The 22875-nt window shown below is 55.6% G+C and carries 18 protein-coding genes and 1 pseudogene; 18 read left to right on the top strand and 1 reads right to left on the bottom strand.

Going from position 1 to position 22875, the window contains the following annotated elements; genetic code table 11:
- Positions 1-36 precede the first annotated feature (36 nt).
- Positions 37-1200, top strand: a complete 1164-nt coding sequence (locus F6Y09_RS09565) for an MFS transporter (RefSeq protein WP_179959387.1) — start codon at positions 37-39, stop codon at positions 1198-1200.
- On the opposite strand, the gene F6Y09_RS09560 is transcribed toward F6Y09_RS09565, so the two are convergent.
- Positions 1194-2060, bottom strand: a complete 867-nt coding sequence (locus tag F6Y09_RS09560; RefSeq protein WP_152206712.1) for a LysR family transcriptional regulator — start codon at positions 2058-2060, stop codon at positions 1194-1196. The two genes, F6Y09_RS09565 and F6Y09_RS09560, sit on opposite strands and share 7 nt — an antisense overlap.
- 168 nt (positions 2061-2228) lie before the next feature.
- Here F6Y09_RS09560 and leuC point away from each other — a divergent pair, with 168 nt between their 5' ends.
- From leuC to F6Y09_RS20840, 17 genes and pseudogenes are all read left to right on the top strand, one after another.
- On the top strand, positions 2229-3647 hold the full coding sequence (leuC, locus tag F6Y09_RS09555) for a 3-isopropylmalate dehydratase large subunit (RefSeq protein ID WP_152206711.1): 1419 nt from the start codon (positions 2229-2231) through the stop codon (positions 3645-3647).
- A gap of 10 nt (positions 3648-3657) precedes the next feature.
- The gene (gene leuD / locus F6Y09_RS09550; protein WP_152206710.1) at positions 3658-4296 is read left to right on the top strand and encodes a 3-isopropylmalate dehydratase small subunit; all 639 of its coding nucleotides are present in this window, start codon (positions 3658-3660) and stop codon (positions 4294-4296) included.
- Between the two features lie 15 nt (positions 4297-4311).
- A complete protein-coding gene (leuB, locus tag F6Y09_RS09545; RefSeq protein WP_152206709.1) occupies positions 4312-5385 on the top strand; it encodes a 3-isopropylmalate dehydrogenase in 1074 nt (357 codons plus the stop codon).
- Between the two features lie 118 nt (positions 5386-5503).
- Positions 5504-6619 carry an aspartate-semialdehyde dehydrogenase gene (gene asd, locus F6Y09_RS09540; RefSeq protein ID WP_152206708.1) on the top strand — a complete coding sequence of 372 codons (1116 nt, stop codon included), beginning with the start codon at positions 5504-5506 and terminating at the stop codon, positions 6617-6619.
- Positions 6620-7088: 469 nt separating this feature from the next.
- The gene (locus F6Y09_RS09535) at positions 7089-10052 is read left to right on the top strand and encodes a FimV/HubP family polar landmark protein (RefSeq protein WP_152206707.1); all 2964 of its coding nucleotides are present in this window, start codon (positions 7089-7091) and stop codon (positions 10050-10052) included.
- Between the two features lie 95 nt (positions 10053-10147).
- Entirely contained in the window at positions 10148-11014 is an 867-nt protein-coding gene (truA, locus tag F6Y09_RS09530) for a tRNA pseudouridine(38-40) synthase TruA (RefSeq protein ID WP_152206706.1), read from the top strand.
- On the top strand, positions 11011-11640 hold the full coding sequence (locus tag F6Y09_RS09525) for a phosphoribosylanthranilate isomerase (protein WP_152206705.1): 630 nt from the start codon (positions 11011-11013) through the stop codon (positions 11638-11640). Before truA ends, F6Y09_RS09525 begins: the two co-directional genes overlap by 4 nt.
- On the top strand, positions 11633-12841 hold the full coding sequence (trpB, locus tag F6Y09_RS09520) for a tryptophan synthase subunit beta (protein WP_425481841.1): 1209 nt from the start codon (positions 11633-11635) through the stop codon (positions 12839-12841). Before F6Y09_RS09525 ends, trpB begins: the two co-directional genes overlap by 8 nt.
- A 29-nt stretch (positions 12842-12870) precedes the next feature.
- Entirely contained in the window at positions 12871-13683 is an 813-nt protein-coding gene (gene trpA / locus F6Y09_RS09515) for a tryptophan synthase subunit alpha (protein WP_152206703.1), read from the top strand.
- 50 nt (positions 13684-13733) lie between these two features.
- A complete protein-coding gene (gene accD, locus F6Y09_RS09510; protein WP_152206702.1) occupies positions 13734-14660 on the top strand; it encodes an acetyl-CoA carboxylase, carboxyltransferase subunit beta in 927 nt (308 codons plus the stop codon).
- Positions 14644-15948, top strand: coding sequence for a bifunctional tetrahydrofolate synthase/dihydrofolate synthase (gene folC / locus F6Y09_RS09505; RefSeq protein WP_152206701.1), 1305 nt, complete (start codon positions 14644-14646; stop codon positions 15946-15948). Before accD ends, folC begins: the two co-directional genes overlap by 17 nt.
- 143 nt (positions 15949-16091) lie before the next feature.
- Complete coding sequence (locus tag F6Y09_RS09500) at positions 16092-16766, top strand: SPOR domain-containing protein (protein ID WP_152206700.1); 675 nt, start codon at positions 16092-16094, stop codon at positions 16764-16766.
- 83 nt (positions 16767-16849) lie between these two features.
- Entirely contained in the window at positions 16850-17395 is a 546-nt protein-coding gene (locus F6Y09_RS09495; protein ID WP_152206699.1) for a CvpA family protein, read from the top strand.
- 36 nt (positions 17396-17431) lie between these two features.
- On the top strand, positions 17432-18955 hold the full coding sequence (purF, locus tag F6Y09_RS09490) for an amidophosphoribosyltransferase (protein WP_152206698.1): 1524 nt from the start codon (positions 17432-17434) through the stop codon (positions 18953-18955).
- 11 nt (positions 18956-18966) lie between these two features.
- Positions 18967-20190 carry an O-succinylhomoserine sulfhydrylase gene (locus F6Y09_RS09485; protein WP_152206697.1) on the top strand — a complete coding sequence of 408 codons (1224 nt, stop codon included), beginning with the start codon at positions 18967-18969 and terminating at the stop codon, positions 20188-20190.
- 75 nt (positions 20191-20265) lie between these two features.
- Positions 20266-22615, top strand: a pseudogene (locus F6Y09_RS09480) (DNA translocase FtsK); the annotation flags it as partial.
- Entirely contained in the window at positions 22588-22872 is a 285-nt protein-coding gene (locus tag F6Y09_RS20840; RefSeq protein WP_425481840.1) for a DNA translocase FtsK, read from the top strand. The pseudogene F6Y09_RS09480 and the gene F6Y09_RS20840, both read left to right, overlap by 28 nt.
- Positions 22873-22875 lie beyond the last annotated feature (3 nt).

The raw sequence follows: 22875 nt of genomic DNA, 5'->3' as shown, positions 1-22875 counted from the left end.
CCCAGTCCCCGTTGATGGTGCCCCCGTAACCCACAGGTGACCGCTATTTACTGGCGATTGTCCAATCTCTATTTCTGGTTCTTTGCCCTGCTGGGGGCGTTGTTGCCCTATTGGTCGCTGTACCTGGAGGGACGGGGGTTCAGTTATCTGGAGATCGCTACCCTGATGGCGACTATCCAGCTGACCAAGGTCATAGCGCCGAATGTCTGGGGCTGGTTGGGGGATCGTTCGGGTCGTCGGGTGCGGCTAGTGCGTTTTGGCTCAGTGCTGGGCGCTCTTTGTTTTCTGGGCGTGTTTCTGGAGCCCGGGTTCTATGGCTTGCTGCTGGTCATGCTGGTGTTTACCTTTTTCTGGAACGCCATTCTTCCGCTTTACGAAGTCATCACCCTGACGGGGCTGGGCAGGGACCGGGAACGATACGGTCGGGTGCGGCTCTGGGGATCGGTGGGGTTCATTGTCTCGGTTGCCGGAATCGGCTGGCTGCTCGACATTCTACCCCTGGACTGGCTGCCCTGGCTGTTGCTTCCACTGTTCGGGGGCATCGTGATGGCCTCTTTCCTGGTGCCGTCAGAGCGCCCGACAATCAAGCCACCAACGGGTGCCAGAGACCGCCTGGTGACGATTGTGTCGGACCCTGCGGTGCTGGCATTTTTTGTCATGAACATGTTGTTGCAAGTGTCCCATGGCGCCTACTACACCTTCTTCAGCATCCATCTTGAAAAAATCGGCTATGGCAAACTGGCCACTGGTCTGCTCTGGTCGTTGGGCGTGGTGGCGGAAATTGGTATTTTTCTGATCATGCACCGCATCATGCGCGCGTTCAGCGTCCGTCAGATTGCCCTGACTGCGTTATCGCTCACGCTACTGCGTTGGATCATGATCGCGGAAGTATCGGACGTACTGGTGTTGCTGGTCATTGCCCAGTGCCTGCACGCGGCCTCCTATGGTGCGTTGCATGCCATTTCGGTTCAATACATACAGGGGTATTTTGGCCAGCATCATCATGGCCAGGGGCAGGCACTTTATAGCGGTCTCACGTTTGGGGCCGGGGGTGCGATCGGAGCCTGGCTCTCCGGTTTCATCGTTGATGCCGCCGGCACGCCGCTGGCATTCTGGGGCAGTGCGGCTGCGATTGCTCTCGCGCTGGTGGTGGCCTGGTTATGGCTGCGACCGCCGCCGGTCGCAGCAGCGCCTCAGTGAAGCTCTGCCGCAATGTCCAGCAGGGTTCTCGCCGGTGCCGATAAGGTTCTTCCTCGCAGGCCGACGGCCCCCAGGACCCGCGAAACATCCTGGTTGATCGCAAGGACCGTCAGTGATTCATCCACCATGCTTCGGGGCAGCACGCTCCAGCCCAGCCCGACACTTGTCATCATTTTGATGGTTTCCAAGTAGTTGGTTGGCATTTGCGGTTTCAGTGTCAGGTCTGCATCCAGAAACAGGGCACTGATTGCACGGTAAGTGGCCGTGCCCTTATCTGGTAACAGCGCTGGAAAGTGGGCGAGGTCCCGCAGAGAGGGCATGGCAACTTCGGTGAGGGTGTGTTCATTGCCGACCACAAACGCCATGGGGTCTGGCCAGCGGGTATGTATCTCGAAGCTGCGATCCATGCTTTCATTCAAGGTAACGAAGGCAAGCTCTGCACTACGCTTGCGCATCTGGTCGAAAGCACTTTCGGAATCCATGAACTGGAGGCTGAGACTGACCTCCGGAAAGTCCCGGTTCAGCCGACGGAGCCAGGCGGGCAAGTGATGAAGTCCGATGTGGTGGCTGGCAATCAGCGACAGCTGGCCACGCACGTCACCTTCGAAGGCTGACAACGACAGTCGGGCGTTGTGCAATTCATCGAGGATGCGGCGAGCGTGGGGTAGCAGGCGCGTACCAGCATCCGTTAGCCGGAGTTTGCGTTGGCTTCGATCAATTACCAGTGCACCCAGCTGGTTTTCAAGGGTCGCTACGCGTTTGCTGACGGCGGGCTGGGTAAGATGAAGAGCGTCCGCGGCTTCCGAGAAGGAGCCTTCGTCGACCACCGCCAGAAAGGCCGCTAACACTTGGGTATCCATACAGTCACCTTCAATCTAATTCCAAAGTGGAATAGAGTTTATAATAAACATGAATTGAGGTTATGCGCCAGCCGGGTATATCATTTGGTGATCTGACAGGGCTCTCGGAACTATTCTCAAGAACTATATTTAGAACTATTCTCGGACACTAAGCCTTTGGAGGCTTCCATGGCGGGCAAGACGTTATACGACAAATTGTGGGATGACCATCTGGTCAAACAGCGGGACGACGGCTCTGCGCTGATCTACATCGACCGGCATCTGCTGCACGAAGTGACATCGCCGCAAGCATTCGAAGGGCTGCGATTGGCAGGTCGCAAACCCTGGCGGCTGGATGCCAATCTGGCGACGCCGGACCATAACGTGCCGACCACCGACCGTAATCTTGGCATCGACGGCATTGTTGATCCGGTGTCGCGGATTCAGGTTGAGACCCTCGACAACAATTGTGACGAGTTCGGGATTTTGGAATTCAAGATCAAGGACCAGCGTCAGGGTATCGTGCATGTCATCGGTCCGGAGCAGGGTGTGACCCTGCCGGGTATGTCGATTGTCTGCGGTGACTCTCACACCTCTACCCACGGGGCATTCGGAACTCTGGCCCACGGTATCGGAACCTCGGAAGTCGAGCATGTACTGGCGACCCAGTGCCTGGTTCAGCAGAAAATGAGGAACATGCTGGTTCGCGTAGACGGCACCCTGGCGCCGGGGGTCACCGGCAAAGATGTGGTGCTGGCTATCATTGGTAAAATTGGCACTGCTGGCGGTACCGGGTGTGCGATCGAATTCGGTGGGGAGGCCATTCGTGAGCTTTCCATGGAGGGCCGGATGACGATCTGCAACATGGCCATCGAAGCCGGTGCCAGGGTAGGTATGGTCGCCGTGGATGACACCACGATTAATTATGTCCGGGGTCGTCCGTTCTCGCCATCCGGTGAATCCTGGGACCGGGCTGTCGAACATTGGCGCACCCTGCACAGTGATGCTGACGCGGTATTCGATAAAGTGGTGGTGCTGGATGCTGCTGACATCGGCCCGCAGGTCACCTGGGGCACGTCACCGGAGATGGTGACCGGCATCGACGGCCAGGTGCCGGACCCCGCGAACGAAGCGGACCCCATCAAGCGTGAGGGTATTGTCCGGGCACTCAAATACATGGGCCTGACCGCGAACATGCCGATTTCCGACATCCGGCTTGATCGGGTGTTTATCGGCTCTTGCACCAACTCCCGAATCGAGGATCTCCGGGAGGCTGCAGCGGTGGTAAAAGGCCGCACAGTGTCGCCCACGCTCAAGCAAGCGATGGTGGTGCCCGGTTCTGGCCTGGTAAAGGCACAGGCGGAACAGGAAGGGTTGGACCGGATATTCCTGGAGGCGGGCCTTGAGTGGCGTGACCCCGGCTGTTCCATGTGTCTTGCAATGAACGCGGACAAGCTCGGTCAGGGCGAGCATTGCGCCTCGACGTCAAACCGGAATTTCGAGGGTCGGCAGGGCTTTGGTGGCCGCAGTCATCTGGTTAGCCCGGCGATGGCAGCAGCCGCAGCGATTGCCGGCCATTTCACCGACGTTCGCGAATTAATCCACTGAGGAGAACGCCATGCGCCCGTTAAAGCAACACAAAGGAATCGTCGCTCCCATGGACCGCGCCAATGTGGATACGGACCTGATTATTCCGAAACAGTTTCTCAAGTCCATCAAGCGTACCGGGTTCGGACCCAACCTGTTTGATGCAGCGCGCTATCTGGATGAGGGCCAGCCGGATCAGGATTGCTCCGAGCGCCCTCTGAACCCTGATTTCGTGCTCAACCAGCCCAGATACAAAAACGCCAGTGTGTTGCTGGCACGACGTAATTTTGGCTGCGGCTCGAGTCGTGAGCACGCGCCCTGGGCGTTGGATGACTATGGTTTCCGGGTCATTATCGCCCCGAGCTTCGCCGACATTTTCTATAATAATTGCTTTAAGAATGGCCTGTTACCTATTGTTCTTGATGAACAAGTTGTTGATCAGTTATTTGGTGAATGTGAAGCTTCCGAAGGTTACGAGTTAGCAGTCGACCTGGAGAATAAATCGGTAGTGACGCCTTCCGGTGAGTCCTTCAGCTTCGAGGTAGACGACTTCCGCCGTCACTGTCTGCTGAATGGTCTTGATGATATCGGGGTCACCCTGGAAAATGCCGAACTGATCAAACAATACGAGGACGCCCGGCGGCAGAGTGCGCCCTGGTTGTTTCACTGAAAAAGGGAAGGATGAATGAGCCAGTCAGTACTGTTATTGCCCGGTGACGGCATAGGCCCGGAAATTGTGGCAGAAGCCGACAAAGTTCTGCGCAAGGTCAATGACACTTTTGACCTGAACCTGGATTTTGATACAGCCCTGGTGGGTGGCGCCGCTATTGATGCCACCGGCGGCCCGCTGCCGAAAGAAACCCTGGATAAAGCCCGGAAGGCGGATGCGATTCTGCTTGGAGCGGTTGGAGGCCCTAAGTGGGATCACCTCGAGATGGCGTTGCGGCCCGAAAAAGGTTTGTTGGGGCTGCGTTCAGGGCTGGAGCTCTTTGCCAATCTGCGACCTGCAATCCTTTACCCGCAGCTGGCCTCCGCTTCATCGCTGAAGCCGGAAGTCGTTTCCGGGCTGGATATTCTCATTGTGCGCGAGCTCACCGGTGGTATCTATTTCGGCCAACCACGGGGTGAACGTGTGCTGGAGAACGGCGAGCGTCAGGGTTTCAATACTTATGTCTACAGCGAGTCTGAAATTCGCCGCATCGGCCGTGTTGCCTTTGAAGCGGCCCGGCAGCGCAACGGCAAGCTGTGTTCCGTAGATAAGGCCAACGTACTGGAGGTGACGGTGCTGTGGCGTGAGGTCATGAATGAGCTCGCGAGGGACTATCCCGAGGTCGAACTCAGCCACATGTATGTCGACAACGCTGCCATGCAGCTGGTTCGCGCCCCGAAACAGTTCGATGTGATTGTGACCGGTAACATGTTTGGTGATATTCTTTCTGACGAAGCGGCTATGCTGACCGGCTCCATCGGCATGTTGCCCTCAGCCGCTCTGAATTCCGAAAAGCAGGGTATGTATGAGCCGTGCCATGGGTCAGCACCGGATATTGCCGGGCAGGGTATTGCCAACCCTCTGGCAACCATTCTGTCGGTAGCCATGATGTTGCGATACAGCCTGAAGGCCGAAGAGGCGGCTTGTGCGATCGAAGCCGCCGTCAGCAGTGTTCTGGATCAAGGTCTGAGAACTGCCGACATCATGTCAGCAGATGGCCGCCGGGTAAGCACCCGGGAAATGGGCGAGGCTGTACTGGCAGCGCTCTGATTTAAAAGATTTTCAGACCCGACGGTAGCACGATGCCGTGACCGCGGGATCATCCATCCGGTCCTGAACCGGCGAGACAGGTTCAGGGTTGGCATAAAGTGAGGTTCAAAGGTCGCATATGAAGCGAGTTGGACTAGTTGGCTGGCGTGGCATGGTTGGTTCCGTGCTCATGCAGCGTATGCAGGAAGAAAACGATTTCGCCGATATTAACCCGGTGTTCTTTTCGACGTCCCAGGCCGGACAACCTGCGCCCGATGTTGGCAAAGCAGATGTGCCAGCACTAAAGAACGCATTTGATCTGGACGCATTGAAAGAGCTTGATGTGATCGTGACCTGTCAGGGTGGTGATTACACCAGCGAAGTTTTCCCGAAACTCCGTGAAGCGGGTTGGCAGGGTTACTGGATAGATGCGGCATCCACGCTGCGTATGGCGGATCATTCGGTTATTGTGCTGGACCCTGTTAACCGGAACGTCATCGATGAGGCCCTGGACAAAGGCATCAAGGATTATATCGGTGGCAATTGCACCGTGAGCCTGATGATGCTGGCTTTAGGGGGCTTGCTGGAGAAAGACCTGATCGAGTGGGTCTCCCCCATGACCTATCAGGCGGCCTCCGGCTCCGGTGCCCAGAACATGCGTGAGCTGCTGTCCCAGATGGGGGAGCTGCGAGACAGCGTCGGCGATCTCCTGGATCAGCCATCATCGGCCATTCTGGAGATTGACCGGAAGGTCACCGAAACCCTGCGCTCTGAAGGATTCCCGACCGAGCATTTCGAAGTGCCACTGGCCGGCAGCCTGATTCCGTTTATCGACAAACAACTGGATAACGGCCAGAGCAAGGAAGAATGGAAAGCTCAGTGTGAGACCAACAAGATTCTGGGCCGCAGCGATCAGCCGATTCCGATTGATGGCATATGTGTGCGTATTGGTGCGATGCGAAGCCATAGTCAGGCTTTAACCATCAAACTCCGTAAAGATCTGCCGATAAGCGAAATAGAGTCAATCCTGGCGGATGCCAATGACTGGGTGAAAGTTATTCCCAACGAGCGGGATGCCAGCATCCGGGAGCTGACCCCGGCGAAGGTCACCGGGACCCTGAGCGTGCCGATCGGACGTATTCGAAAGTTGGCGATGGGGCCGGAGTATATTTCTGCCTTTACCGTCGGGGACCAGTTGCTCTGGGGGGCGGCGGAACCGCTCAGGCGCATGCTGAGGATTTTGCAGGAGCGCTGATTGGATGGTTTGAATGCCAGGGGATCGCGGTTGAAAGCGCTTCTACAGGAAGCCTGCCAGTGCTCAGGTGAATCGTAGGAGCGGTTTCAACCGCGAAAAAACGGAACTGAGTACGGTATTGCGTAATTTAACAGGAGCGAAGGCTGTAAACAGTCTTCGCTCCTGTTATTTTTACGAGCGGGATATTTGCGCTGCTTCTGATCATTATTTAACCTCTTGTCACGTTTCATAATCACTTGGTTACAGACTGAAACCAGTGTTGACAGTAAGTTCCACCAACTTCGTGAAAGAATGGTCCAATGAATGTATGTGATTGATTGATAAAACTGGCTTTATCAACAATACTTGCGCGGATGAAGATTCGGTAACACCCATAATAACTAGACATATCAAGACGAAAGTCATCCAACCTCGTCCGATTCTGTTTGAAAAAGCAGTGCCGAATAACGGAGACTGGTAAGGAAAAAGCATGAAGGTACGCAAGCTTGCGGTTGCCCTGGCGTTGGCAGGAGGGCTTGGCTCTGGTGTTGCTCAGGCACTTGGGTTGGGTGAAGTAGAACTTCAGTCCTTTCTTAACGAGCCATTGGATGCAGACATCCGTCTGTTGAAAACTGACGGTGTCAGTCCTGACGAAGTATTCGTCGAACTCGCATCCCAGCAAAGTTACGAAAGGCTTGGTCTTACCCGAGACTTTTTCCTTAGCAATCTCAGATTTGAGGTTGTTACGTCACCCAACGGCGAATTGATGGTCAACGTCACTTCCCGTGAGCCGGTGCGTGAGCCATACCTCAACTTTCTGTTGGAAGTCACCTGGCCCAGCGGTCGACTGATGCGTGAGTATGCCGTTCTGGTAGATCCGCCGGTTTATGCCGAAGAATCCGGGCTCCAGGAGCAGGTGCAAGCCCCGTCTTCTTCGGCCGCCCGCCCGGAATCTTCCCGGCAACAGGCCGCCCCGACTCGGCAGTCTCAGCGTCAGACCTCCACGTCTTCCTCCAGGGTGTCTGCAGGTAACACATTTGGGCCGACCAGTGCTTCTGACACGCTGTGGGGGATTGCCACGGCTGTTCGGCCGAATGATAGTCTCACTCCTCAGCAGGTCATGCTGGCACTGCAGGATCTGAACCCGGATGCCTTTATTGATAGCAACATCAATAAGCTCAAGCGGGGGGAAGTGTTACGTATTCCGAGTCTTGACCAGATTCAGGCCCGGACCCGTGCCGAAGCTGTCCGCCAGGTGACTGCCCAGAATGAAGCGCTAACTCGTCCCGCACGGGAAGTGGATGGCACCGATCAGGCACCACAAACTGTCGCCTCAGGATCAGCCATTGGCCAAAGCGGTGATGAGCTTCGGTTAATTGTACCTGGCGATGGGCCGCGGACATCAGAGGACGGTGCGTCTGCGGGATCGGATGGCAGCAGTATCGGTGGCTCGGACGTGGATCGTGCCGTGGCCCTGGAAACGCTGGACCAGTCGCGCCGTGAGAACGAGGAGCTGACGACACGGGTTGATGACCTTCAGTCCCAGGTCGAAACCCTGCAGCGACTGATAGAACTGAAAGATTCTCAGTTGGCTGACTTGCAGACCATGGCTCAGGCAGAAGACCCGTCTGTATCAGATGGGGCCACTACCGAAGACGGTACCGGGGCAGTTGGCGATAATGCCCCGGAAACAGATGCTGATAGCACTGCGGATACAGGTGTCGGTAGTGATCTGGCCGCTGAGGCAGCCGACCAGGAAACCTCAGAGGCAGTCAATGAGAGCGCTCAGGGTGACACTTCCGGGACTGTTGCAGGGCAGCAGCCGGAATCCGGTCAGACCTTGATCGATGGCGAAACAGCCGTGGATGCGGGTTCGGACCTAACGGCTACCTCACCAGCAGAGCCTGCCGAACAGCAGCCTGTGGCCAAAATCCCTCCCGCAGAGCCTGCCGTTGACAAGGGGTTCCTGGGCAATGCGATAGATGCGATCACCAACAATCCGCTATACCAGATTGCACTTGGCGGCGGTCTGATTCTGTTACTGCTATTGCTGCTACTGCTTGCTCGTCGCAACGCGAACCGTGAAAAGGCGTTTTACGAGCAACTCAACAGTGATTCAGACAACGATTCCGAAGCTTTCGATCTGACGCTTGATGAACAGGAAGAACCCGGTGAGCCCCAGGGCGAAAGTGACCCGATTGCAGACGCCGACGTCTATATTGCGTACGGTCGGTTGGATCAGGCTGCACATTCTCTGGAAACTGCCATTCCCCGCGCGCCTGGCCGTGCGGATTTACGTCTGAAGTTGCTTGCGGTCTATGCCGACAGTAATGATCGTGGCGCATTCGAGAGGCAGTTCAGTGAACTGGAAACCCTGGAGGACGAGCAGGCAATTGAGGAAGCTTCTGGGCTGAGGGTTCGCCTGGATGAAGCCGAAGCCATGCCCAGCATCGATGATCTCGAATCTCAGCTGCGTTCTGATCCTTACGTCTCTGATGTGTCTTCGGAAGGCAGCAGGGAAGAGGCTTCTTACTCATTCAATGAAGCACCTGAAATGGAGCCGCGCGATAGTGAGTTTGATACCTCATTTGAAGACTTCGAACTTGAGGATGACCTGGACAATTCTTTGGAAAGTGAAGAGCTTGAAGAGGCCGACAAACCCTTTGAGTACGACATTTTAGATCTTGGAAAGCCATCCGGTGACGATGCGCTGCAAGCTGAGGACACGCTGGAGGATGATCTTTCAGACAGTGAGCTCGATGAGTTGAGTATCGGTTTTGAAACCGACGATCAACCGAAAAGTTCTGTTGTCAGCACTGCCGACGAATCTGACGAGTTTGCCTCCCTTGATCTGGACGATGATGGAGCTATCGATCGCCTGCCAGAAGAGGACGAGGACGAGGACGAATTACCCTCCTTGGAAGACGATGTGCTGACCACCTCCGAAGACGGGTCACTCGACGAGTCCTTTCTGGACGAGCTCGATGCGGAGCTTGAAAAAGTCGCGAGCGAAGACAGTGATGAAGAGGCGCTGGACTCTGATGAAAGTCTTGTTGATCTTGAGTTAGATGTCTCCGATGAGGATCTGGCGCTGATGGAAGAAGTGGCGGATAACGGAGAAAATTCCGACGACATACCGTCTCTCGAAGATGAGTTGGGCGCCGATGAAGGCGCACCGCTTGTTAAGCCAGATGCGGACCGGAGTGGTGAGCAATCAATCGCCGGGTCTGCAAGGTCAGTCAGCCGGGATATTGATGAGTCTGATCTGGGCGATGACGACGACTTCGATTTCCTGTCTGGTACTGATGAAGCAGCTACCAAGCTTGATCTGGCCCGTGCCTACATCGAAATGGGAGATTCGGATGGCGCCCGGGATATTCTCGAGGAAGTGTCCATTGAAGGGAGTAGTGAACAAAAAACGGAAGCACAGGACCTTCTTAAAGATATGGCCTGATCCTTTATAATTGCAACATAGCGCGCAAAACGCCGGTTACCTGAAGGTAACCGGCGTTTTTGCATTTCACCTTGTATCAATAGCCGGTAGACCTCTTGTTTCAGACTCCGCTTAAATTAACAACCGACACCCCGATAGGTAACGGTCGTGTCGCTCTGGTGTTCGAATATGACGGTGCCGGATACCATGGCTGGCAATTCCAGAAGTCAGGCGTACCGTCCATAGAAGGTGCCTTGGTGAAGGCTATATCCAGGGTGGCAGACCACCCCGTTGAACTGGTCTGTGCCGGGCGAACCGATGCCGGAGTTCACGCCAGTTACCAGGTCGTGCACTTTGATACCCCGTCGGTGCGTGATATGCGAGCGTGGGTGATGGGCATCAATACCGGATTGCCACCGGCTGCAGCGGTACACTGGGCCGGAGCCGTGGCTGAAGATTTCCACGCCCGTTTTTCGGCCACTTTTCGACGCTATCGGTATATTATTTTCAATCATGAGGTGCGCCCGGGCATTTTGAGGAAACAGATATCCTGGACATTTCGCCCGCTCGAAGCTGAAGTCATGAACAGGGCAGCCCAGGTGTTACTTGGCGAACATGATTTCTCCGCGTTTCGGGCCGCTGGATGTCAATCGAGAACACCAAACCGTCGTCTGGATTTCATTGAGATCAGGCGACACGGTGAATATCTGGTGCTGGATGTGAAGGCCAATGCATTCCTTCATCACATGGTTCGGAACATTGCCGGTGCACTCATGGCGGTGGGTTCCGGCAAGCGACCGGAGCGCTGGATTCATGAGATACTCACAGGAAGAGACCGCAAGTTGGCGGGTGTGACTGCGCCGCCAGATGGGCTTTATCTGGTTGACGTAGGTTACCCTGATCATTTCGGGATACCGAAAAGCATGCCGGGGCCAGGTTTTGTACGCCCATGGGGAAATGACATAATGAGCGAAAACGGATGAGTGTTCGTACCAAAATATGTGGTATCACCACCCTACACGACGCGCTCGCGGCTGCAGACAGAGGGGCCGACGCTATTGGTCTGGTCTTTTATGAATCCAGTCCAAGATCGGTGGATCTTGTTTCAGCATCTGAAATCGCTCGTTCAGTTCCCGCTTTTGTTAATGTGGTAGGCCTGTTCGTGAATCCGACAAAGGCTTTTGTTGAAAGCGTTTTGGCACGAGTTCCGCTGGACACTCTGCAATTTCACGGTGACGAGTCACCGGAATTCTGTCAGCAGTTCGGCCGCCGCTGGATCAAGGCGGTGCGGGTTACTTCCGAAGCGGATATTGTAAACGCCTTTGATGCTTACCAGAACGCCTCAGGGCTGCTGGTTGACGCCTACGATCCAGAGCGTTATGGCGGAACGGGGAAGGGCTTTGACTGGTGTTTGATTCCTTCAGAGCGTCCATTGCCGCTTATATTGGCCGGTGGGTTGGACTCTGATAATGTGGCCCGTGCTATAACGCAGGTCAGGCCGTGGGCTGTCGATGTGAGTGGTGGTGTTGAGCGCGAGAAAGGCATCAAGGATGTCGCTCGCATGAATGATTTTTTGAGAGAGGTTCACCGTGTCGATAAAACTGACTGAAGATATGCTGGCGATGCTACCCGACACCCGCGGCCATTTCGGTGATTATGGCGGGCGATTCGTGTCGGAAACCCTGATGGACTCCCTTATGACCCTGGAGAAAGAATATCTCCGGTTGAAGAAAGATCCGGAATTCCAGGCCCAGTTTGATTACGATCTGGCCCATTACGTTGGTCGTCCGAGCCCGCTTTATTTCGCAGAAAGACTGACCAAAGTTGTTGGTGGCGCACAGATCTGGCTAAAACGCGAAGATCTCAATCATACCGGCGCCCATAAGATCAACAACACCATCGGACAGGCCCTGCTGGCCAGTTTTCTGGGTAAGAAGCGTGTGATTGCCGAAACCGGTGCGGGTCAGCACGGTGTCGCCACTGCGACTGTGTGCGCACGCCTGGGGCTTGAGTGTCATGTCTTTATGGGCGCGGAGGACGTGCAGCGTCAGTCACTGAATGTCTTCAGGATGAAGCTGCTTGGGGCTCAGGTCCACCCGGTGACCAGCGGTACCCGAACTCTCAAAGATGCCATGAACGACGCCATGCGCGACTGGGTGACCAATGTAGACGACACCTTCTATATCATTGGTACCGTGGCAGGTCCTCATCCCTATCCATTATTGGTGCGCGACTTCCAGGCCGTCATTGGTCGCGAAACCCGCGAGCAGTGTCTGAAGCAGGCGGGCAGATTGCCCGATGCACTGGTGGCCTGTGTCGGTGGGGGCTCCAATGCGATCGGTATGTTCTACCCGTTCTTTACCGATGAGTCTGTGGAACTTTATGGCGTAGAGGCCGGTGGTCTCGGTATTGAGACCGGTAAACATGCGGCACCTCTGTCCGCTGGTCGACCCGGCGTGCTGCACGGCAATCGAACCTATCTGATGGAAGACGAGAATGGCCAGATTTCCAGTACTCATTCAGTCAGTGCCGGCCTTGACTACCCGGGTGTAGGGCCGGAGCATAGCTGGCTCAAAGACATCGGCCGGGCGCATTATGTGTCGGTCACTGATGACGAAGCGCTGGATGGCTTCCGCAAACTGACCCGGATTGAGGGTATCATGCCGGCCCTTGAAACCGCCCATGCCGTGGCTTACACCATGAAGCTGGCAGCGGAAATGGATAAGGACAAGATCGTTGTGATCAACGTGTCCGGGCGTGGGGACAAGGATATTCATACCGTGGCGCAACTTGACGGTATTGAGCTTTAATACGGATTGCCATTGACAGAGGAGCAGGCATGAGTCGCATCGAAGGCGTGATGAAGGCATTGAAAGACCAGGGCCGCAAGGCACTGATCCCGTACATTACTGCCGGCGACCCGGCCCCGGATCAAACAGTTGGTCTGATGCACACGCTGGTGGCTGCCGGTGCTGATATTATTGAGCTCGGTGTGCCGTTTTCTGACCCCATGGCGGATGGCCCGGTGATACAGCACGCTTGTGAGCGAGCGCTGGTGCACGGGACTTCCTTGCGGCAGGTTCTGGGTATGGTCAAGACATTTCGGGAAACCGATGACTCAACCCCGGTCGTGCTGATGGGATACCTCAACCCGATGGAGGCCATGGGGTTCGAAGCGTTTGCTGATTCGGCAGTGGATTCAGGCGTCGATGGCATTCTGACCGTTGATTTGCCGCCGGAAGAGGCGGATCAGGTGGCACCGCTGTTTACGGCGCGCCATCTTGACGCCATTTTCCTGCTTGCCCCAACGACCACGGATGAAAGAATCAGTGCAATCAGCGAGCACTGTTCCGGTTATGTGTACTATGTTTCTTTTAAGGGTGTGACCGGTGCTTCCAATATCAATGTGGAAGAGGTCGCTGCCAAGGTTAAGCATATTCACGAACTGACAGCGCTGCCGGTGGCCGTTGGCTTTGGCATTCGCGATGCAGAAACAGCCGCTGCGGTCGGGTGGGTATCCGATGGTGTAATTGTCGGCAGCGTGCTGGTCGATACAATAGCCCGAAATCAGGATGACCCGGCACAGCTCAAAAAAGCTCTGACGGATCTTCTGCACCCAATGCGTCAAGCGCTGGACGGACTTGCTTCCTGATTCAGCACCACACGCTCTGACTGGCAAGCATCAAAGGACAGGATGACAACATGAGTAACTGGCTGGACAAGATTATGCCGAGCATGATTCGCTCGGAATCCAAACAGCGCACCAGTGTGCCCGAGGGGCTTTGGAAAAAGTGTCCGAAGTGTGGGGCTTTTCTCTACAAGCCTGAGCTGGACAAGAATCTCGATGTTTGTCCGAAGTGCAATCATCACATGCGTGTTACCGCGCGTCGTCGCCTGGATATTTTTCTCGACGAAGACGGTCGGGAAGAACTTGCCTCTGAGCTGGAGCCCTGGGATCGCCTGAAGTTCAAGGATACGAAACGCTATAAAGAGCGTCTCGCCCAGGCTCAGAAATCCACGGGGGAGAAAGACGCTCTGGTTGTCATCCGGGGCACCACCCTGGGTGTGCCGCTGGTTGCATGCTCATTCGAGTTCAACTTCATGGGTGGCTCCATGGGGCAGGTAGTCGGTGAGAAGTTCGTACGTGCCGCGAATGTTGCATTGGAGGAGCGTATCCCGCTGGTCTGTTTTTCTGCCAGCGGCGGTGCCCGGATGCAGGAGGCCATCCTGTCGTTGATGCAGATGTCCAAAACCGCAGCGGTTCTGGAACGGATGAAACAGCAAGGCATCCCCTACATTTCGGTGCTCACAGACCCGGTCTTTGGTGGGGTTTCAGCCAGCCTGGCTATGCTGGGTGATCTGAACATTGCCGAACCCAATGCTCTTATCGGCTTTGCCGGCCCTCGGGTTATCGAGCAGACGGTACGGGAAAAATTGCCTGAGGGGTTTCAACGCAGTGAGTTCCTGCTCGAACACGGCGCTATCGACATGATTCTGCACCGTCACAAGATGCGGGAGCGGATAGCCGCAGTGCTGGCAAAGTTCACCGGGCAGGAGCGGCCGGCTGAAGAAGCCCCCATCGAATTTGAAGTGTCGGAGAAGCCGGAACTCAATGCCCCGGAAGCCTGATCACAACGAGCCACTGCCGACCGCACCAGCCACTGGCGCCTCTCTGGATCAGTGGCTTGGTTACCTGGAAACCGTTCACCCTTCGGAAATTGACCTTGGCCTTGATCGCGTGCTTGTGGTGTTGCGACGCCTGTTCCCCGGGCCGATTAAAGCACGGGTCATAACCGTTGCTGGCACCAACGGCAAAGGCAGTACGGTTACCTGCCTGGAGGCCATCTTGCGCGGGGCAGGGCGGGCAACTGGCGCGTACACGTCGCCCCACCTTAGTCGCTACAACGAACGTATACGGATCAACGGTTCGGACGTCCAAGATGGCGAGATCATTTCAGCGTTTGAAACCATTGATGCGGCCCGTCGCAATGTGTCCCTGACGTATTTCGAATTCAGTACCCTGGCTGCGTTTCTGATTATGCAAGCGCGAGGTGTAGAGGACTGGATTCTTGAGGTCGGTCTGGGTGGTCGTCTGGATGCGGTCAACGTCCTTGACGCCGAGTTCGCCATTATCACGTCGATAGATATTGACCATACAGCCTTGCTCGGCACGGATCGCGAATCCATTGGCTTTGAGAAGGCCGGCATTCTGAGGTTTGGCAAGCCTGCAATCTATGCGGATGCGGAACCTCCAAGCTCTGTGGTGCAACAAGCCATTGCCCAGAAAGTGCCATTGTTGCAATACGGAACGGATTATTCGGTTACTGTTGAGAGAACTGGCCTATCGATCAATATGGTAGCGTCAGGACGATGCATCCGGGTGCCTGCGAGTCCGTTGCCGGAGACGTCGGTGGCCGCCGCGGTGCAGGCAAGCTGCTTGCTGCAGCCTGAAATTACCGATCAGATCATCAGAGATAGCCTTCAGGCAGTGAGGATGCCGGGGCGGTTCGAGCTCATTGGCACGGCGCCTGCCGTTTACGCCGATGTGGGGCACAATCCCCACGCCGCTCGCTGGCTGGCCCGCAGACTGGAATCGCTGAAGAGGGAAGGTGTCGAGATATTTGCGGTTTACGGTTGCCTCACTGACAAGGACACCCAAGGGGTAGTGGCAGCCATGGCAGGCGTTGTGGACCATTGGCTGCCCGCGGGGCTTTCAGTCCCGAGAGGGGTTGAGGGGGCTGAGCTCGCAGAGCGATTGGGGCGGGTTTTACCCGATCATCAGGTATTCACTGTTTCAAACACCGTCAGCGAGGCCCTGGATCTGGCATTATCGCAGGCGGAGGCAAAAGACATCGTGATTGTGTTCGGCTCTTTTTTCGTGGTTGCGCAAGCCAGAAGCGATCTGAACGTAGTCTGAAGCGGCTGCATAACGTTATTAAAGATCAGTCATGGACCGGCAGGGCTTTTGAGTTATAACGTGTCGCCGGTTAGTATCCGCAGTGATTAATGGTTAGGTGGCCCAATATTCGGGTGGTGGATTTCACAGGAGGAGCAGTTAACGTGGATGGACTCAAGCAACGGGTAATCGGGGCTGTGGTTCTGGTGTCATTGGCAGTTATCTTTGTGCCAATGCTTTTTGACGAGCCTCACACCGAGCGTTCAGCTCGTGTCATCGATATTCCCGAGCAGCCGCCATTTCCCGAAGTAGAGACGCCACCCGTGTTTGCTGAAGAGGCGCCTTCCTACCGTCTGGAAGAACCTGCGCCGGGCGTTACAGCGGAGCAGCCAAGACCTGATGCCGAGTTGCCCGCCGCTCGGCAGAACCCGGTAGCACCGCCAGCACCAACCTTCAGTGCCACCGACTCGCAGTCAGAGCCGCAACCAGAGCCGTTCGACAGTCCGGCTACGACAAGCCCGGCTCCGACACAGCCACAACCTGAGGCCGGCTCACAATCTGCCCAAGAGACCGAGTCGGCGGAGTTCACCCGCTCCCTTGAGGGTGCCTGGGTAGTGCAATTGGGTAGTTTTGGTAACGCCGATAACGCTCGCCGCCTTCGTGACAACGTGCGGGCAAAAGGTTACGACTCCCATATCCAGCGGATAGAGCGGGGTGACACCACCTTTACCCGGGTGTTCTCGGGGCCATTTGCTGAAAAAAGCGACGCCGAGAAAGCCAAAAAAACGCTGGATTCCGAGTTCGGTGTCAACGGCCTGGTAACATCCGGAGATCGGTAAGCTTCGGACTTTCCCCTTTACCTGTTTGGTGTGACCGGGTTTCCTGATAGAATTCGCGCTCTCGTTTTACCACTGAGTTGCTCATGAATGCGCTGATCTGGATTGACTGGGTCATCATCGCCCTGATTGCGGTATCCACACTTATCAGTCTCAAGCGCGGCTTTGTCAAAGAGGCGCTCTCGCTGGTGACCTGGGTTGCCGCGTTCATTCTGGCCCGCACCTTTCATCCCCAGATGCAGTCCCTGCTGGAAAGCACGGTAGAAACTCCGATGGTGCGACTGATTGCAGCCTTTGCCATCCTGTTTTTCGGTACACTGATTATTGGCGCGATCATTAACAACATGATCAGCCATCTGGTTCGGGCAACGGGCCTTACGGCGACGGACCGGGTATTGGGGATGGGCTTCGGTCTGCTCCGGGGCGTTGTCGTGGTGATTGTTGCGATTGCGTTTACGCGCTATACACCGCTGTCAGATGACACCTGGTGGCGAACATCCATAATGATTGAACGTCTGGCGGTGGTCGAAGACTGGTCACGCCGTACACTGGGAGATGAATTCGGGCGGCTTCTGGGCCCGGCATCCTCAAGTGAGCCTGACGGGGCAGCGTCTGAAACGTCGTCTCGCTAATATTCGGTTTTTAATGCTCTGGAGAACGCAGCATCCATGTGTGGAATAGTCGGCATTGTCAGTACCACCAACGTGAATCAGACGATTTACGATGCGTTGACGGTTTTACAGCACCGGGGCCAGGATGCAGCGGGTATAGTGACGTTTCAGGATGAGCGCTTTTTTCTGAGGAAAGATAACGGCCTGGTTCGGGATGTGTTTCACACCCGCCATATGCGGCGCCTGGTGGGCAACGTGGGCATCGGCCATGTGCGTTACCCAACAGCTGGCAGCTCCAGTTCGGCGGAAGCGCAGCCGTTTTATGTTAACAGCCCTTATGGCATAACCCTGGCCCACAACGGCAACCTGACTAACGCTGACGATCTCAGCCGGGACCTGTTCCGCACTGATTTGCGCCATATCAATACCAATTCCGATTCCGAAGTCTTGTTGAACGTGTTCGCCCATGAGCTGCAAAAACAGGGCAAACTGAACCCGACCAAAGATGAGATTTTTGCGGCAGTCCGGTCTGTTCATCAGCGTTGTCGCGGCGCCTACGCAGTCATTGCCATGATTACCGGTTACGGTATCGTCGGGTTCCGTGATCCGAAAGGCATTCGCCCGGTATGCTATGGCGTCCGCAAGACTGAGGCCGGTGAAGAGTTCATGATAGCGTCTGAAAGCGTGGCGCTCAGCGCGGCCGGTTTCACCCTGGTTCGCGACATTGCACCGGGGGAGGCGGTGTACATTGAAACCGACGGTACTTTGTATACAGAGCAGTGCGCCGAGGACCCACACCTGATTCCGTGTATTTTCGAGCACGTCTATTTTGCTCGTCCGGACTCCATTATCGATAAAGTGTCGGTCTACAAAGCCCGCCTCAGAATGGGTGAGACTCTGGCGGAAAAAGTTCTCAGAGAACGACCAAACCACGATATCGACGTGGTCATGCCTATCCCCGATACCAGCCGGACGTCCGCGATGCAGATGGCGCACAGGCTGGGTGTCAAATTTCGGGAAGGTTTCATCAAGAATCGCTATATCGGACGTACCTTTATCATGCCCGGCCAGACCCTGCGCAAGAAGTCCGTGCGCCAGAAGCTGAACCCCATTGGCCTGGAGTTCAGAGGCAAGAATGTGATGTTGGTGGACGATTCGATTGTGCGGGGCACTACCTGCAAGGAAATCGTGCAAATGGCGCGGGACGCCGGTGCCCGGAAAGTCTACTTTGCCTCCGCCGCACCCCCGGTTCGCTACCCCAATGTTTATGGCATTGATATGCCCGCAGCCAGCGAATTGATTGCCCACGATCGCAGTATTGAAGAAATACAGACGCTGATTGGAGCCGACTGGCTTCTGTACCAGGATCTGGAAGACCTGATTGCCTCTGTCAGCGATGTGAACCCGGATATCGAGGGATGGGAGTGTTCCGTGTTTGATGGCAATTATGTCACCGGTGATATTGATAAGGCCTATCTGCAGCGTCTGGAGGAGCAGCGGAGCGACGACAACCAGTCGAAAAATAACGCCGGGCAGGACATGGATAACGGCATCATCGATCTTTATAACGACGAAGACTGAGGCACTGAATTATGACCTACCGTCGTGAAGAACATAACTGGATTCCTGAGTCAGACCTGGAGGGTGTCTCGGTAGACACCCTCGCTGTTCGTGCCGGCCAGATCAGAACCGGTCAGCTAGAACATAGCGATGCAATATTTCCGACCTCAAGCTTTGTCTACGGCAGCGCCGCACAGGCAGCTGCCCGGTTTTCCGGTGACGAACCCGGCAACATCTATTCCCGGTTTACCAACCCGACGGTGCAGGCATTTGAAGCCAGAATTGCGGCGATGGAAGGTGGCGAACGTGCAGTGGCCACTTCCTCCGGTATGGCGGCGATTCTGGCCACCTGCATGGCACTGCTTAAAAGCGGCGATCACGTTATCTGCTCGAGGGGAGTTTTCGGCACGACCAATGTACTGTTCCAGAAGTACATGGCCAGGTTCGGTCTTGAAACGACCTTTGTATCGCTGACGGATATGGATGCCTGGCAATCGGCAATTCGTCCGGAAACCCGGATGTTATTCATCGAAACGCCCTCCAATCCATTATGCGAAGTGGCGGACATGTCCGCGCTCTCTGCTCTGTCCAAGGCAGCCGGGGCGTTGTTTGTCGTGGATAACTGCTTCTGTACACCGGTGTTGCAGCGTCCGTTTGAATTCGGTGCAGACATCATCATTCACTCGGCAACCAAGTACCTCGACGGTCAGGGGCGATGTGTGGGTGGTGCTGTAGTAGGCCCCAATAAACTGATGGAAGAAGTGTACGGATTCCTCAGGTCTGCGGGGCCGACTATGAGCCCTTTTAACGCCTGGGTGTTCCTTAAGGGTCTGGAAACCTTACCGATTCGTATGCGTGCCCACTGTGACAATGCGCTAGAGTTGGCAGTATGGCTAGAACAACAGCCGGGTGTTGAACGGGTGTTTTACGCCGGGCTCGAAAGCCATCCGCAGCACCAATTGGCGTCGCGACAACAGAGCGGCTTTGGCGGTGTGCTTTCGTTTACGGTCAAGGGTGAGCGGAAGGCGGCCTGGGCTTTTATTGACGCCACCCGCATGATTTCTATTACGGCCAACCTGGGTGATGTGAAAACTACCATCACCCATCCAGGGACGACGACTCACGGTCGTTTGTCGCCGGAAGACAAGGCCAGCGCCGGTATTACCGACAACCTCGTCAGGATTTCAGTGGGTATTGAGTCAATAGACGATATCAAGACCGATCTGAAACGCGGTCTCGCAGCATTGGCTGAGTAATGTATTACCCTGGATGTCAGGGCAGTACCCGGGTTTTCAGGCTAAATGGAAAAACAAGGGAATATCCGAGCATTCATGGCAGAGCCAAAAAAGGCGACTAAGACGCCTGAACTGACTGACAAACAAAAGCGTTTTCGACGTCTCGTCGCTCAAGGCGCCCGGGAAGGCGCCGTCATTGCGCTGGTTGCCCTGTGTATATATCTGAGTATGGCGCTGCTGACCTTTAGCAGTAGTGATCCCGGCTGGGCAAGCATTGGGCACGAAACCCAGGTCTCCAACTATGCGGGCCGTACTGGTGCCTGGCTGGCGAGTCTGATGATGGATTTCTTTGGCCATGTTGCATTCCTGTTTCCGGTAATGATTGCCGGCTTTGCACTGATGCTTGTGCGCCTTCGCCATGAACCATTGGATCTGCACTGGCCGTTGTTTATGGTGCGGTTCGGCGGTTTCCTGCTGATTCTGTTGTCTGTATCAAGTCTGTTATCCCTTTATTCCGTGCTGGGACTGGAGGCATCCTCCGGCGGGGTGCTGGGAGTGGAAGTCTCCGAGGCCATGGTGCGCCTCTTCAATTTACCTGCTACCACCTTGTTGCTGGTCGCTATTTTTCTGTTTGCTCTGACCGTTGCGTTGGGCCTTTCGTGGTTCCATTTAATGGATCGGGTGGGTTCGATCACTATCCGGAGCATTGAGGCTGCCCGCGCCATGTTCTCGCCAGATCCGGAAAAGGCAGCCAAGCCCGAGCCTAAATCCTCGGCGCCCCAGCAGGACCTGTCGGCTCGTTTGGCGCCGAAATCCTCAGGGAGAAAGCCCGAGCCGCCTGTAATCAATGACCGGGTGGCCGGAGCCGGGGAGATGCGTGCCTGGTGGCAGCGCTTGCTCGGAATGGGTAAAGCCAAAAAGGCAGACACTGCCCTGAAACCGCGTAAGGAACCCGGCTTTGATGGGGTGGCCGCCCTGGGGGAAGAGTCGGCCCGTCTCGAGAGCTTTTCTTCCCGGGAAGCAAAAGCAGCCGAAGCGTATGAGCCGATCTCAGTCAGGACCACTAACGGTTCCGGTAAGCCTGCCAAGGCAGCAAGTGTGGTACCAAAATCGCTCAAGATTTCTCCGTTCAAACGGGATGAAACCCAGCACGCGCCGAAAGGCGAAACCCAAGCTTCTCTGTTCGACGATATTGAGAGCGAAATTCCCCCGATATCGCTGTTGGATCCGCCTGAGGAGCACAAGGAAAGAGGCTACTCCGAGGAATCACTGGAACATATGTCCCGTCTGCTGGAGGAGAAGCTTGCGGATTTCGGTGTGTCTGTTGAGGTGGTGGAGGTCAATCCTGGCCCGGTGATTACACGCTTTGAGATCAAGCCGGCTGCCGGGGTGAAAGTCAGCCGTATTTCCAATCTCGCGAAGGATCTGGCGCGGTCACTGGCAGTGCTCAGTGTGCGTGTGGTAGAGGTGATCCCGGGTAAATCCGTGGTAGGCATCGAGATCCCCAACGAAGAGCGGGAGATGGTTCGCCTGAGTGAAGTGCTGATTTCAAAAGTCTTTCAGGAATCGTCATCGGCGCTGACGCTGGCTCTGGGTAACGATATTGGTGGTAACCCGATGGTCGCCAACCTGTCGAAGATGCCCCACCTGCTGGTGGCGGGTACGACCGGTTCGGGCAAATCCGTCGGGGTGAACGCGATGATCCTCAGCATGCTGCTGAAAGCCACGCCCGATGAGGTGCGCTTCATTATGGTGGACCCGAAGATGCTTGAGTTGAGCATTTACGATGGCATACCGCATTTGCTGGCACCGGTCGTCACAGACATGAAAGAAGCAGCCAACGCCTTGCGTTGGTGTGTCGCGGAGATGGAGCGTCGTTACAAGCTGATGGCAAATCTGGGTGTTCGTAACCTGGCGGGATACAACCGTAAGGTAAAGGATGCCCAGGAAGCCGGCGAGCCATTGATGGACCCTTTCTGGAAGCCAGATGAGTACCTGGATAGCGAGGAGCAGTTCCGTCCCGAGCTCGAAACATTACCCTTTATTGTGGTGGTGATCGACGAATTTGCTGACATGATGATGATTGTCGGGAAAAAGGTCGAGGAGCTGATCGCCCGGATAGCCCAGAAAGCCAGGGCAGCGGGTATCCACTTGATACTGGCCACCCAGCGCCCATCGGTGGACGTTATCACCGGTTTGATCAAGGCCAATATTCCAACCCGGATCTCGTTTCAGGTATCGTCCAAAATCGACTCGCGTACAGTATTAGACCAAGGCGGTGCGGAACAGTTGCTGGGCCATGGTGACATGCTTTATCTGCCGCCGGGTTCCGGTCTTCCAGTTCGTGTACACGGCGCGTTTGTCGATGATGACGAGGTTCACCGGGTGGTCAGTGCCTGGAAAGCCCGGGGTGAGCCTGTGTTCGTCGACGATATACTTAATGGTGCCGAAGGCGAGCATTTGCCCGGTGTCCCGAGCCTGGCTGAAGGCGGCGACAACGAATCGGACGCATTGTTTGATGAAGCTGTGGCGTTTGTGACGGAAGGACGGCGGGTGTCTATTTCATCGGTACAACGTAAATTCAAGATCGGCTACAACCGTGCTGCCAACCTGGTCGAGGCCATGGAGGCATCAGGTGTTGTCAGTTCAGCTGGTAATAACGGCGCCCGGGATGTTCTGGCACCGCCACCACCAAGAGACTAGGAG

Source organism: Marinobacter changyiensis (assembly GCF_009193265.1).
In the GTDB taxonomy this organism is placed as follows: domain Bacteria; phylum Pseudomonadota; class Gammaproteobacteria; order Pseudomonadales; family Oleiphilaceae; genus Marinobacter; species Marinobacter changyiensis.
The sequence above is the reverse complement of the archived record's forward strand: the minus strand, read 5'-3'. Positions and strand labels throughout refer to the sequence as shown.

Coding starts and splice junctions, on each gene's coding strand:
- F6Y09_RS09560 (WP_152206712.1), bottom strand. CDS start 2,060: ATGGATACCCAAGTGTTAGCGGCCTTTCTGGCGGTGGTCGACGAAGGC.
- leuC (WP_152206711.1), top strand. CDS start 2,229: ATGGCGGGCAAGACGTTATACGACAAATTGTGGGATGACCATCTGGTC.
- leuD (WP_152206710.1), top strand. CDS start 3,658: ATGCGCCCGTTAAAGCAACACAAAGGAATCGTCGCTCCCATGGACCGC.
- leuB (WP_152206709.1), top strand. CDS start 4,312: ATGAGCCAGTCAGTACTGTTATTGCCCGGTGACGGCATAGGCCCGGAA.
- asd (WP_152206708.1), top strand. CDS start 5,504: ATGAAGCGAGTTGGACTAGTTGGCTGGCGTGGCATGGTTGGTTCCGTG.
- F6Y09_RS09535 (WP_152206707.1), top strand. CDS start 7,089: ATGAAGGTACGCAAGCTTGCGGTTGCCCTGGCGTTGGCAGGAGGGCTT.
- F6Y09_RS09525 (WP_152206705.1), top strand. CDS start 11,011: ATGAGTGTTCGTACCAAAATATGTGGTATCACCACCCTACACGACGCG.
- trpA (WP_152206703.1), top strand. CDS start 12,871: ATGAGTCGCATCGAAGGCGTGATGAAGGCATTGAAAGACCAGGGCCGC.
- accD (WP_152206702.1), top strand. CDS start 13,734: ATGAGTAACTGGCTGGACAAGATTATGCCGAGCATGATTCGCTCGGAA.
- folC (WP_152206701.1), top strand. CDS start 14,644: ATGCCCCGGAAGCCTGATCACAACGAGCCACTGCCGACCGCACCAGCC.
- F6Y09_RS09495 (WP_152206699.1), top strand. CDS start 16,850: ATGAATGCGCTGATCTGGATTGACTGGGTCATCATCGCCCTGATTGCG.
- purF (WP_152206698.1), top strand. CDS start 17,432: ATGTGTGGAATAGTCGGCATTGTCAGTACCACCAACGTGAATCAGACG.
- F6Y09_RS09485 (WP_152206697.1), top strand. CDS start 18,967: ATGACCTACCGTCGTGAAGAACATAACTGGATTCCTGAGTCAGACCTG.